Annotated in this window: 11 protein-coding genes and 3 pseudogenes; 7 read left to right on the forward strand and 7 right to left on the reverse strand. The window is 43.9% G+C overall.

Features of this window, described 5'->3' with window-relative positions; genetic code table 11:
* Positions 1 to 15: 15 nt before the first annotated feature.
* Positions 16 to 690 carry a pyrimidine 5'-nucleotidase gene (gene yjjG / locus AB4653_RS09715; protein WP_009845587.1) on the reverse strand — a complete coding sequence of 225 codons (675 nt, stop codon included), beginning with the start codon at positions 688 to 690 and terminating at the stop codon, positions 16 to 18.
* Positions 691 to 903: 213 nt separating this feature from the next.
* Between yjjG and AB4653_RS09720 the strand changes: the two genes are divergently transcribed.
* From AB4653_RS09720 to AB4653_RS09730, 3 genes are all read left to right on the forward strand, one after another.
* Entirely contained in the window at positions 904 to 1,089 is a 186-nt protein-coding gene (locus AB4653_RS09720) for a hypothetical protein (protein WP_009845588.1), read from the forward strand.
* A 238-nt stretch (positions 1,090 to 1,327) separates the two neighbouring features.
* Complete coding sequence (yiaY, locus tag AB4653_RS09725; protein ID WP_009845589.1) at positions 1,328 to 2,476, forward strand: L-threonine dehydrogenase; 1,149 nt, start codon at positions 1,328 to 1,330, stop codon at positions 2,474 to 2,476.
* A gap of 236 nt (positions 2,477 to 2,712) precedes the next feature.
* Positions 2,713 to 3,636, forward strand: coding sequence for a hypothetical protein (locus tag AB4653_RS09730; protein WP_009845590.1), 924 nt, complete (start codon positions 2,713 to 2,715; stop codon positions 3,634 to 3,636).
* Between the two features lie 118 nt (positions 3,637 to 3,754).
* On the opposite strand, the gene AB4653_RS09735 is transcribed toward AB4653_RS09730, so the two are convergent.
* Complete coding sequence (locus AB4653_RS09735) at positions 3,755 to 4,189, reverse strand: YccF domain-containing protein (RefSeq protein WP_004730224.1); 435 nt, start codon at positions 4,187 to 4,189, stop codon at positions 3,755 to 3,757.
* 476 nt (positions 4,190 to 4,665) lie between these two features.
* The gene (locus AB4653_RS09740) at positions 4,666 to 5,742 is read right to left on the reverse strand and encodes a low specificity L-threonine aldolase (RefSeq protein ID WP_102257266.1); all 1,077 of its coding nucleotides are present in this window, start codon (positions 5,740 to 5,742) and stop codon (positions 4,666 to 4,668) included.
* A 303-nt stretch (positions 5,743 to 6,045) separates the two neighbouring features.
* Here AB4653_RS09740 and AB4653_RS09745 point away from each other — a divergent pair, with 303 nt between their 5' ends.
* The 3 genes from AB4653_RS09745 (at position 6,046) to AB4653_RS09755 (ending at position 10,339) form a co-directional block, all read left to right on the forward strand.
* Positions 6,046 to 6,660, forward strand: coding sequence for an NAD(P)H-dependent oxidoreductase (locus AB4653_RS09745; RefSeq protein ID WP_009845593.1), 615 nt, complete (start codon positions 6,046 to 6,048; stop codon positions 6,658 to 6,660).
* A gap of 3 nt (positions 6,661 to 6,663) precedes the next feature.
* Positions 6,664 to 8,589 (forward strand): monovalent cation:proton antiporter-2 (CPA2) family protein, encoded by a 1,926-nt coding sequence (locus AB4653_RS09750; RefSeq protein ID WP_009845594.1) that lies wholly within the window; start codon positions 6,664 to 6,666, stop codon positions 8,587 to 8,589.
* A gap of 526 nt (positions 8,590 to 9,115) precedes the next feature.
* On the forward strand, positions 9,116 to 10,339 hold the full coding sequence (locus tag AB4653_RS09755) for a DUF819 domain-containing protein (RefSeq protein ID WP_009845595.1): 1,224 nt from the start codon (positions 9,116 to 9,118) through the stop codon (positions 10,337 to 10,339).
* 190 nt (positions 10,340 to 10,529) lie between these two features.
* On the opposite strand, the pseudogene tdh reads toward AB4653_RS09755, so the two are convergent.
* The 4 genes and pseudogenes from tdh to AB4653_RS09775 all read right to left on the reverse strand — a co-directional run.
* A pseudogene (tdh, locus tag AB4653_RS09760) lies at positions 10,530 to 10,673 on the reverse strand (L-threonine 3-dehydrogenase); the annotation flags it as partial.
* 176 nt (positions 10,674 to 10,849) lie between these two features.
* Positions 10,850 to 11,285, reverse strand: a pseudogene (locus tag AB4653_RS09765) (transposase); the annotation flags it as partial.
* A 64-nt stretch (positions 11,286 to 11,349) separates the two neighbouring features.
* Positions 11,350 to 11,490 carry a hypothetical protein gene (locus AB4653_RS09770; RefSeq protein WP_157936388.1) on the reverse strand — a complete coding sequence of 47 codons (141 nt, stop codon included), beginning with the start codon at positions 11,488 to 11,490 and terminating at the stop codon, positions 11,350 to 11,352.
* Positions 11,491 to 11,775: 285 nt separating this feature from the next.
* Complete coding sequence (locus tag AB4653_RS09775; protein ID WP_102257267.1) at positions 11,776 to 12,180, reverse strand: hypothetical protein; 405 nt, start codon at positions 12,178 to 12,180, stop codon at positions 11,776 to 11,778.
* Positions 12,181 to 12,272: 92 nt separating this feature from the next.
* Here AB4653_RS09775 and AB4653_RS09780 point away from each other — a divergent pair.
* Positions 12,273 to 12,394, forward strand: a pseudogene (locus tag AB4653_RS09780) (IS110 family transposase); the annotation flags it as partial.

Raw genomic sequence — 12,394 nt, forward strand, 5'->3', positions numbered from 1 at the left:
ATTAGCAATTAGCAATTATGCCAACAAAAGTGCTTGCAGGTCAGCCAGAGACTTAACCTGATAATGAGGGTTAATTCCTGCTGGCGTCGCTTTCTCTTGGCTGTTCAACCAACAGGTCTCAATACCAAAATCCAAGCCACCTAAAATATCAGAGTGTGGGTTGTCCCCGACCATCAATACTCTTTGCTTTGATGGCAATCCAATCAGCTTGTGCGCATGCTCAAAAATTTCCGCGTCTGGTTTAGCGACACCGACTTCCTCAGAAATGATCACATGGTCAAAGTAGTCTGTCATTCCTGTTCGTTCCAAACGGATTGACTGCAGCTCTGTGAAACCATTGGTGATGATGCCCATGTTCACTTTGCCTTGTAACGACTCCATCAACTCTTTTGCACCAGGAAGCAGAGAACAGATGTCTGCCATTGCGGCTAAAAACGCACTGTTTAGTGCTGCCGTGGTTGTCTCTAACTTTGTTGCCCAGCTTTCAAAACGCGCGTGCTTCAGTTGTGCAGCCGTAATACGGCCATCTTGGTAATCGACCCATAACGGCAAATTAACCTCTTGATACACTGAATAATCCTGTTCGCTAAAGTCCACGCCAAAACGGGAGAACATCAGCTTCATTCCTTGAAAAGCATCAAAGTGGAACAAGGTTTCATCTGCATCAAAGAATATCCAATCGTACTTCATTTTATGTCCTATTATTCGCGCGGTTGAGCAGTGCTTGTATTTATTTTCTCGTTGCCTCAAAGGCCAGATGTGCATTCTACTATCAATTTTGTGAGCCTGAATATAGTTCTAAGAATTTATAGAAAACAAGCAACAAGTCATGATGTATCGCAAATTTTGCCACATATTAAACCAATACCATACAAGAAATACACTTAAGTACCGGGAGGTACCATGAAGCACTTCTTACCGTCATCCGTCATGCTCACCCCATTCCTTGTTAAGTATTATGATGAACAACCAGAAGACACCTCTGACGCCTTAGATACCGATGAGTCTCAGCAACCTCAAATTGAAGCTAACGATGACTCACGCAAACCATCGACACAAACTGAACTTGAACCGACGTTGAGTGAATAGCCTTTACTTTCATGGTCATGGAACGTAATTCTGTTATTAAATCAATCAATAGTTCGCTTTCCATTACTGACAATAAACACATAAGAAAACCATAAAAACGATTGCTATATGAGCCCTATCACAACACATAATCACAAAGTGGTAGTTCGGAATCAAAGTTGTTCCAGATCAATGGTCGACCAGTTGATTGCCGACAACATGTAGGAAATTAAAAAATCATAATTAACGGAGTTTTCCAATGTCTACTGCATTTTACATCCCTACAATCAACTTCATGGGTACTGGCTGTTTGAAAGATGCTGCTGATAGCATTCAGTCTCAAGGCTTCAAAAAAGGTCTGATCGTAACGGATAAGATCCTTAACCAAATTGGCGTGGTTAAACAGGTACAAGACCTACTTAGCCAACGTGGCGTAGACGCAGTTGTATTCGACGGTACTCAACCAAACCCAACCATCACTAACGTGAACGATGGTCTTGAGTTACTAACTGACAACGATTGTGATTTCGTTGTTTCACTAGGTGGCGGTTCGCCACATGACTGTGCAAAAGGTATCGCTCTGGTTGCCTCTAATGGCGGCAAGATTGCAGATTACGAAGGCGTAGACCAGTCTGAAAAGCCAATGATGCCTCTAATTGCTATCAACACAACAGCAGGTACAGCTTCTGAAATGACGCGTTTCTGCATCATTACTGACGAAGCTCGTCACATTAAGATGGCTATCGTTGATAAGCACACAACACCGCTTATCTCAGTAAACGATCCTGAGTTGATGCTTGCTAAACCTGCATCACTAACGGCAGCAACAGGCATGGATGCGTTGACACACGCAATCGAAGCTTACGTTTCAATCGCAGCAACGCCAATCACAGACGCAGTTGCGATTAAAGCAATCGAACTTGTGCAAGCACATCTAAGAACAGCAGTAGCGCACGGTGAAGACATTGAAGCTCGCGAGCAAATGGCTTACGCACAGTTCATGGCGGGGATGGCATTCAACAACGCTTCTCTTGGCTATGTTCATGCAATGGCGCACCAACTGGGTGGTTTCTACGACCTTCCACACGGTGTATGTAACGCTATCTTGCTACCACACGTTCAACGTTACAACGCGCAAGTTTGTCCAGAGCGTCTACGTGATGTTGCAAAAGCGATGGGTGTGAATGTTGAAGGTATGACAGCAGAACAAGGCGCAGAAGCAGCTATCAACGCGATTGTTCAACTAGCAAATGACGTGAACATCCCAACAGGTATCGCTCAACTTGGTGCTAAATTGGAAGACATCCCGACTCTGTCTGACAACGCACTAAAAGATGCTTGTGGTTTCACTAACCCTAAACAAGCGACTCACGAAGAAATCTCAGCGATCTTCGAAGCGGCAATGTAATCTAGCGACAAGTTATTCGAGCTAGAAACACGCGGCTCTTGCTAAAAACAAATAGCTAACACAAACGGGCTCACCTTCTGAGCCCGTTTTTTTATCTTCCTGTCTCTTTCAATTCTTTGCCTTCATAGCCAACCAAGAACGACGAATCACTAGCTACTCACCACTAAAAAGTCGCATTGTTGCGATCGCTTGGTTATAGTCAAACTATTGATATATAGAATGACAAACAGGTTCCATTGAGTCGTTGGATAGTTAGCACCTCATTATTAGCTTCACTCGTTGTCCACTCCGCTCAAGCAGAGGAACAAAATGGGTGCCACAGTCAGCCGCTAGAAGACGCCCCTGTCGAAAAAGCCTACCACTACCTAAACAGTAAATTTTGCCAACCCGCATTATGGTTTGACAGTTTCTTTGTCGATGACCGCATTACCGAAGATGCTCGAGCGGGCACTTCTGTCCGTTGGTACAACGATTTTATTTACTCAGAAGGTGGTGACGTCGACTACTCAACCAAGCTCAACGCACGTTTACATCTTCCCTTTGCGAGTAAGCGCTTAAAATTAATCTACGAATCTGTCAGCGATGAAGAGTTCTTTGATTTCTTTCCACAAGATTCAGAGGAATTAGAGAGCGCACTCGGCCTTCGTTACGATGCTTATGCGAAGGGTTACAGTAGCTTCAATATTAAAGCGACACTGCGTCCGCGTATTGAAGCTCGTTATCGCTTTACCTACCCTCTCACTACCGATGCCGTATTCAGGCTGACCCAACGTGTGTATCAAGAAAAGCAAGAAACTGGCGAGATCACCGATATCGATTTTGATCTTTCTTTGAGTGATGACTTCTTAGCGCGATGGTCGAACTTTGCAGGTTATAACGACGACCTTAAAGGCTGGGAGTACGGTACGGGGCTAACTTTGTATCACTATCTTTCTCAAGACCAAGCTCTACAATACAGCGCGACGATTGCAGCAACCAGCGAGCCGTATAACCACTACGAATATTCACAAGTGTCGATAACCTACCGAGAAAACGTTTGGAAAGAGTGGCTGTTCTACGAATTGATTCCGCGCTATCAATGGGAACGAGAGCCCCATGAGAAACACACCGAAGAGGCCAACATCACCCTACGGCTTGAAGTCCTATTCAATAATGTCTAGCTCAACAACGCCTAGTTAGTATTTATGAGATGAGCATCGTGAGATAAAAACATGGACACAAAAAAAGCACATCATGTGATGTGCTTTTTCAGTTCTATATAAGGCTTAAGCTGTAGTCTTAACCCTTGTAGTTTCTTACTCGTGCCGCTTCTGCTTCACGCTTGTCGACAACGGTTTTACCGATTGGCGCCAATGAGATAACCGCGAGCTTAAGGTGCTGAATCGCAAACGGAATACCGATGATGGTAATGAAACACGCTACTGCTGACATGATGTGACCAATCGCAAGCCAGATTCCCGCAAATAAGAACCAAATAACGTTACCAATCACACCTAGCGGGCTCGTGCCAATGTCCATTTCATTGGTCAGTTCATCGCGTGAAATCGCTTCCTGACCAAATGGAAAGAATGAGAAGTTACCCATAACAAAACACGCTCTACCCCATGGAATACCAACGATGGTTAGGAATGCGAGCAGTCCGAAGAACCACCAAGCTAGTCCCATAAATACGCCACCGAACAGAAACCAAATGATGTTTCCTATTGTTTTCATTCTGTATTCTCCAAATCTTTGAATGCTGTTTATTTCATATGCCGAGTAAGGCAATGCTTGTTGTAATAGGTTCATTATTGTTGAACCTTTATGAACCGTTTATGAATCACTTACATTTTATGTGATTGATACACACCACGGTTCTCTATATCCGCATAGGGCTCAACCCATTTATTTGATACCATTCAGCTCTAACCTAAGCGCAGACTCAACAACGAATTTAAGGCCGAACCTATGAACAATACAGAGCAACCTAAAAAGAAAATGAAAAATTGGGTGCCAATCCTCTTCTTCGGGCTTCTCAGTACGGTTCCAGTGTTCATGTTCTTAGTCGACGTGTACATCAACCAGTATATGTGACAGAGCCCGCCGGCCTAGCTGCATAAATGGATACCGGACCGATTTCCTGTATCCATTTCCATTAGATCCGTTCTTCTGCAGTCAGCTCTTCTGTAATCAAATCAACTTTTCCGTAATCAAATCAGCTCTTCGTTAATAAAATCAAGAATGTCGATCAGCTCATGATCAGGCAGATTCAGTAAGTTATCACCCACATACCATTCAATCTTACATTGGTTTGGCAATTCGCTGATCGCTGGATTTCCTATCCAAACCTTGTGTTTCTTCGCTATGTTGTCTCTCACAATAATGCCGTCTTCGTAGCTCACAGGTAAATAGAGGTGAAGCATGTTGACCTGCGGTTGTTGCGGGTTAATCGTAAACTGAGGGTAATCTTGTAGGATTTGATAGATTTGCTTAGTACGCTCATACAATGCTGGCATCAACTCAATCCGTTGATCAAACTGCATTGCTGCCGAAACTACGTAAGGCGTGCGATGATAAACATTTCCGCCCTGACGCTTCATCCATGCTGAAGCTTTTGCTACGAAAGCCTTATCACCTAGTAGGAGTGACCCCCCAAGACCATTTAACCCTTTATAGAGCGAAACATAAGCTGTATCGAACCCCTTAGCAATCTCGCTATATGGCTTTTGATAATACGCGCCACACTCCCACAAACGAGCACCATCCATATGCAGATGAATCGATTGTTCTTTGCAGTACTGCTTTATCGCTTCAAGCTCTCCCCACTCAGGCAGCTGACCACCAATCTCTCGCATCGGTAGTTCATACAATGCCGCGGCAATCTCATCAGGCCAAGCCTTTAAGTCGTCGACATTCCAAGTGCGAAATACATTACCAACCGGAAGTATATTGAAACGGTTCTGGAGCTGATACCCTTGGCGTTCATGGCGCATAATATGGCTGGATTCGTGCATCGCCACCAAAGGATTTCTTTTTTCTTGGCAAGCAATCTCTAACGCTGTCGGTTGATTCATTGTGCCAGTAATCACAAACACGGCGGCTTCATAGCCGAGAAAATCAGCCACTTTGCTTTCAAAACTCTCAATAAAATCGCCATCACCGTAGGTGTCGTGCGCCACATCATGTGTTTCGCACCATTCAGCCATTTGCGCGAAGGTTTGTGCTGGTGTTGGATCGAAGTGACCAGAAAGCAGCAAATTACATTGTTGACGCAAGTCCGTGCTCATACCTTTTCCTTTATTCATTGTCGTTCTATGTAGGGTGATTGAATTATTTACGTTAGCCTTCAACGGTGACATAAAGTGCACCTCTTCGCTTTTATTATTAGCGAATAATTAGTTTTACGCAGTCATCGGCTGCGTGTGCCGGAAATACTCAAATTGACGGGTGTTTTATATAATTAAGTCCCTAAAAACACGTGCATCTAACTAGATAAGTATGGGCTAATTCGTTGTTGTTCAACCATTCTTCTATTATTGTATATCTATAATTCCAATAAATATTATTCGTTAATGGACAAAGAGGGCTATATGTCGAAAAATCGAGTCTTGGTGCTATTCGCCCACCCTTCTCAGCATCGCTCTGAAGCGAACAAACCCTTATTTGAGCAAGCCAAGCGTATTGAAGGCGTCACCTGTGTCGATCTTTATGCTGAATACCCGACCTTCAAGATCAATATCGATCGTGAACAGAAACGCCTGTTGGACCATGACATCATCATTTTTCAGTTCCCACTATATTGGTACTCAACACCCGCGATTCTTAAAGAATGGCAAGACCTCGTCCTAGAATACGGATTTGCTTACGGCACCGACGGTAATGAACTGCAAGGTAAGAGCTTGTTATGCAGTATCACCGCTGGCGGCAAAAAAGAGGCTTATCAAACTGACGGTTATAACCACTTCACCATCCGTGAACTGCTTCACCCAATCGAACAAACGGCGTCTTTGTGCGGCATGAACTACTTGGCTCCATTGGCTTTGTTTGGTTCACGTACTGCGTTAGAAGAAGGCCGAATTCAAGATCATGTAAATAGCTACAAATCGCTTTTAGAGGCTTTTGTTGCGGGCGAAGTCGATCTTAAAAAGGCAAGCAAGGCTGAAAAGCTAAACCATTATGTCGATGAAATGATGAGCAGAGGTTAGATCATGACAGGATATTTTCTACAAGCATTTATCTATTTGCTCGCGGCAGTCATCGCCGTCCCTATCGCCAAAAGGCTTGGCCTCGGCTCTGTGCTTGGTTACCTGATTGCCGGTGTGGTGATTGGCCCAATCATCGGCTTAGTGGGTGAAGAGACCACGACCATTCAACACTTTGCCGAATTCGGTGTAGTAATGATGCTGTTCTTGGTCGGGCTTGAGCTTGAGCCGAAGATGCTTTGGGCAATGAGAAACCGCCTGATGGGGCTCGGCGGCCTACAAGTCGGTGGCACAACGGCCATAGTCATGGGGATTGCTCTGTTCTTCGGGCAACCTTGGACGATCGCGCTGACTATCGGTTTGATCTTCGCACTGTCATCTACCGCGATTGTTCTCCAAACCTTTAATGAGAAAGGGCTCTCCAAGACAGAAGGCGGCAAGAATGCTTTCTCGGTCTTACTGTTCCAAGATATCGCTGTCATTCCGATGCTGGCATTTATCCCTCTATTGGCATTGCCAGAATTAATCGAAGCTGCACAAAGCGCGGTCGCTTCGACTTCTGATCACCATGAAGAGTTGAGTCTTGTTGCTGGCCTACCCGGCTGGGCTTATGGCCTTGTGATCACAGCATCTATTGCGATTGTTGTGGTCGGCGGGCACTTCTTGAGTCGTCCACTGTTCCGCTTTGTGGCGAGCTCAGGCTTGCGAGAAATCTTTACTGCAACCGCACTGATGTTGGTTATTGGTATTGCTGCACTAATGAGCCTAGTCGGCCTCTCACCAGCTTTAGGAACCTTCCTTGCGGGTGTGGTATTGGCGAACAGTGAATTCCGCCACGAGCTTGAGTCTAATATAGACCCGTTTAAAGGGCTGCTACTTGGCTTGTTCTTCATTACGGTAGGTGCGGGCATCAACTTTGATGTTCTATTCAACGACTTTGGTTTGATCATTGGCCTCACTCTTGGCGTTATGCTACTTAAAGCCTTGGTGTTGTTTACATTGGCGCTGATCTTTAAAATCAAAAATAGTGACCGATGGTTGTTTACGTTGAGCTTGGCTCAAGCCGGTGAATTCGGTTTTGTACTACTTAGCTTCTCGGCTCAAAACCACGTATTGCCTGCTGATATAGTTCAAACTCTGTCGCTGGTTGTTGCCCTTTCAATGTTCCTAACTCCAGGCTTATTCATTCTATTTGATAAAGTGATACTTCCTCGTTACGAGCAAAAGTCTAACGACCGAGAAGCCGATACTATCGAAGAGAAAGGTACGGTGATCATTGCTGGTATTGGCCGATTCGGTCAAATCGTTAACCGCTTACTGGTGTCGAATGATGTCAATACTGTGGTTCTGGATCACCAAGCTAACCAAGTCGATTTGTTACGCTCCATCAATATCAAATCTTACTTTGGTGATGCAACTCGTCATGACTTATTGCATACCGCAGGAATCGAAGAAGCAGCAATGTTTGTCGTCGCTATCGACAACCAAGACTCAAGCGTTGAATTAGTGAAATACGTTAAACACACCTACCCTAATGTGAAAATCTTAGCGCGTGCATTCGACCGTGGTCACAGTTACCGCCTACGAGAAGCCGGTGCAGATTCTGTAATCTCAGAAACGTACCACTCGGCACTCGAAATGGGCTCAGAAGCTCTACGTTCTTTAGGGCACCATCCATTCTTCGTTGAACAGCAAAAATCAACGTATCAACGTGTTGAAAGCCGTAAGTCTGAAAAACTATACCAAGCTTGGTCTGACGCTGAAGAGAACCCACGTTACGACAACAACTACCGACAAATCTTCATTCACCTTGAAGAAGCAATGAAAGAAGACATGAAAAAAGACCGTTCAGACAAGCACTCTCGCTCAGAACGAGGTTGGACACCGCCACCGAAAGGCTATGCAGATGGCTTTGAGGAAGAACAAACCTAAGCAGAGCTCAAATTCGAGGTTAACAACCACTCAAAAAGCGGCTTTCGGGTCGCTTTTTCATTCTCTAAATACGAATAGCACGACCGATGAAGCCAAAACACGGAACCTAAATCAGATGAACCACGACATTTATGTGATCCAGTTATAATTTTCAATCTCAAGCTACCCGTCAAAAATGAATTCACTTTTTACATTTATAAAACATTACCTCCCCACATAAACCACACCATCAATGTGGGTATATATGCATTCTTTTAAGCCCTTCAGTCGTCGTTCTAATTCGTAGCGACCATTCTCTAACGTTTGAGTTACATTGCATATATCTAAACACGCCTCACAAGTCGCCACTAAAGCATTCACATCGCCAATAATTAACGCTCCGCACTCACAAATTCAAACCATAAAAATTAACACAAACGTTTCAAAGTATGTCTATCGTTACAATTTGTAACGAATACCAGTTGTCGGTATAGTCCTGCACTTCAAAAAGTGAGGCGGTTGCGCTCACCTTAAAGGAGATATAATAATGATTACTAATGATGCAGTAATAATGGGCATGTTAGCTGTTATTCTTGGCGGTGTTTTTATCACGGAAAGTAGCCAAAATAGCGCTCTGAAAAAATTCTACTCGTTCGTTCCGGGTCTATTGCTCTGTTACTTTGTTCCTTCTCTATTGAATAGTTTAGGCATCATCGATGCGTCAAACTCAAAGCTATACTTCGTTGCAAGTCGCTACCTATTACCGAGTGCACTCGTTCTTCTGATCATCTCAGCAGACCTTCGTAAAATATTTGGCCTTGGTTCTAAAGCCGTCATCATGTTCCTAACCGGTACTGTCGGCATTATCATTGGCGGGCCTTTAGCGATTCTAATTATCGACCAAGTTAACCCTGACCTTGTATCTGGCGATGTATGGCGCGGCCTTACAACAGTGGCTGGCTCTTGGATTGGCGGCGGTGCAAATCAAGCAGCAATGAAAGAAGTGTTCGAGGTTGATGACCAGTTATTCTCTGCAATGATTACGGTTGATGTTATCTGTGCGAACATTTGGATGGCCGTGTTACTTATCATGGCAGGTCGCCAAAAGAAGATTGATGCATGGTTAAAAGCTGACACATCATCTATCGAAGAGCTAAAAGAGACGGTTTCTAAATACCAAGAAGAGAACGCTCGCCCAACAACCACAACAGATCTAATGAAGATCACGGGAATTGCATTCGGTCTTACCGGTCTAGCTCACTTATTCAGTGACCTAATCGCACCTTGGATCTCGACCAACGCTCCAGAACTCGCGAAATACAGCCTTACATCAGGCTTCTTCTGGTTAATCGTTATGGTGACAACGTTCGCGCTCATCGCTTCATGCTTCAAATCTACACGCAGCCTTGAGCACAGCGGCGCGTCTAAAGTTGGTTCAGCGTTCATCTACATCCTAGTTGCAACCATCGGTATGCAAATGGATGTGACGGCTATCTTAGACAATCCAGGCTACTTCTTCATTGGTATCACATGGCTAACTATCCATGCCATTCTAATGATTGTGATGGCGAAGCTTATCCGTGCACCACTGTTCTTCATGGCTGTCGGTAGCCAAGCTAACGTTGGCGGCGCAGCATCGGCTCCTATCGTAGCAGCTGCATTCCACCCAGCTCTGGCGCCAGTAGGTATCCTAATGGCGGTACTTGGTTACGCACTCGGTACATACGGCGCTTACATCTGTGGCCTAATTATGCAGGCTGCGGCAGGTTAATAAGCCTCGAAATAAAAACGATATGGGCGACAGGACCTTTGATCATGTCGCTCTTTGTTATGTGCTTTTCTTGTCACAAGCGTTTCTAAAAGTGCAAACACATATCAAAGCGGGATAGACACAAAAAAGGCGACAGTAAAAACTGTCGCCTTTCTATTAAGCTTTCTTAAGTTAGCTTCCTAATTCAGAATTATTCCCAATCTAGGATTACTTTACCTGACATACCAGAGCGCATCATGTCGAAGCCTTTCTGGAAGTCATCCACTTTGTAGTGGTGAGTAATGATTGGTGTTAGATCTAGGCCAGACTGGATTAGTGAAGCCATTGTATACAACGATAAGAAAAGTTAATTTAAAACAGACACTTACCACAAAATAAAATTACTAATGGCGACAAACTGGCGACAAATTTTTCTCTCCAAGATAAAAATAAGGTCAACAATAAGCCTATTTCTCGTCTTACTTCCAATCCAGCTTCTTTGACCAAGCAAAAGAAATATATAATTAAAATAACTTTACGCTGCCCTCCGTCCCGTGTTTTTTTGACTTTCCACTCACCTTCGTAGTAAACCTTAAGGCCAGTAGCATCAATGGCTTGGTCCTGACTTGCTCCTCTCGTTTTAGTACTAAATGAGACCTCAACTTACTTTGCTCCACGACTGAGGCAGGTCTAATGCGGACAACTTAACGGAAAATTGGCTAGCCTAAATATTGAATAGATAAATCATTGTAAAGCCCCCAGTGGCATAGAGAAGACTCGCTTCACCATGAGCGGCAGTGTTAAACGCTAAATAACTAAACCGACGTGGTCTACCACGCCGGTTTTGCATGCTTTGGACCACCCGCTTATGGATTCCTCATCAATCCAAAGAGTCAGAGAACCACGTTTAATGAGTGCTCGGGTTGTATTGCTTCCATTTGGTTGTTTTGTAACGAGGCTTAGATATGAGGCTACGAGGAAAAGTGAGTGTTGCTGAACAGAGTGTAGGTTGTAGATTTAGTTCCCTCGAATTACGCAACAAAGCCGCTTGCATCATCAAAGTTATACATACCCTCCACAACACCCAGCGGTGTAACTTCTTGTGGAATGTCTGGAGGATGTGGATAAGAGTCCATATATGGATTATCCACATCCTCCTTTTTCCTTTTCATTCTCGGCTACCATCTCAGTTGCTTCGTCAACACCGAGCGCTGGATCTCAGCATTGTTTGACTCATCGTCAGAGTCCACATCTGATTGTTCTTATTCACGATCCTCAATTGCTTTTTAATCTTCCTTTTTAGCTAAATTGATAGGTTCTTCCTTCAAACCCGCTGACACTACAACTTCAGAATCACCAAGATAGGTAGACACCTCACCAGTAGCTTTATATTGCAAACGCAGGATTGGGGAAGTTATTAGGGGATCCGGCAGCGCCTAATACGTTTGTTATCAGTATTACATTTCGCTATTATTTGGCTGATTCAAGCCCACATCACATGACCACACTAATTTTTGTGACATATCTTTTGTAGAATAATTCATTGTCACCTTGCCTGTCTTTTTATCAAATTTCGTCAGTCCGACATAATCCTTAATATAAAGACTATTTTTTGTATTTGATATATTTACGCCGTCATTTGAACCATAACGCAACATAACCCAGCCACCAATTTCTATGGAATAATACATATCATCTTGGATTCGAAGCCAACCATCTCTCACATCCCCTTTTCCCAAATCACTTAGCAATGGGTTAATTGACGTCAACTCGCAGAACAAGCGTCGTTTCTCATCGTAATTCGCGCTATCCGCTGCATTTAAACTAAATGCCAATGGCAAAAGAAATAGAACTTTTTTCACTTATTTACCCTTAATACTTATAAAGAATGACATGGCTTCCCACTTCCGAGGCTCTGCCATAATTATGTGGTAACTAATTGCATCGAGGCACCATGTCTGATTATTCTTATTTCTGCGATATCGACATAGCCAAAAACCACTTTAGCCACCATGCCGTAGACAAAAATGGTAAGGTCATACTTCATAAGTAGTAACCCGCTCTAAACTACTGACT

Origin of the sequence: Vibrio sp. 10N.222.48.A3, assembly GCF_041475345.1 — a bacterium.
In the GTDB taxonomy this organism is placed as follows: domain Bacteria; phylum Pseudomonadota; class Gammaproteobacteria; order Enterobacterales; family Vibrionaceae; genus Vibrio; species Vibrio tasmaniensis_A.

Coding starts and splice junctions, on each gene's coding strand:
- yiaY (WP_009845589.1), top strand. CDS start 1,328: ATGTCTACTGCATTTTACATCCCTACAATCAACTTCATGGGTACTGGC.
- AB4653_RS09750 (WP_009845594.1), top strand. CDS start 6,664: ATGACAGGATATTTTCTACAAGCATTTATCTATTTGCTCGCGGCAGTC.
- AB4653_RS09755 (WP_009845595.1), top strand. CDS start 9,116: ATGATTACTAATGATGCAGTAATAATGGGCATGTTAGCTGTTATTCTT.
- AB4653_RS09770 (WP_157936388.1), bottom strand. CDS start 11,490: ATGAAAAGGAAAAAGGAGGATGTGGATAATCCATATATGGACTCTTAT.
- AB4653_RS09745 (WP_009845593.1), top strand. CDS start 6,046: ATGTCGAAAAATCGAGTCTTGGTGCTATTCGCCCACCCTTCTCAGCAT.
- AB4653_RS09735 (WP_004730224.1), bottom strand. CDS start 4,189: ATGAAAACAATAGGAAACATCATTTGGTTTCTGTTCGGTGGCGTATTT.
- yjjG (WP_009845587.1), bottom strand. CDS start 690: ATGAAGTACGATTGGATATTCTTTGATGCAGATGAAACCTTGTTCCAC.
- AB4653_RS09720 (WP_009845588.1), top strand. CDS start 904: ATGAAGCACTTCTTACCGTCATCCGTCATGCTCACCCCATTCCTTGTT.
- AB4653_RS09740 (WP_102257266.1), bottom strand. CDS start 5,742: ATGAGCACGGACTTGCGTCAACAATGTAATTTGCTGCTTTCTGGTCAC.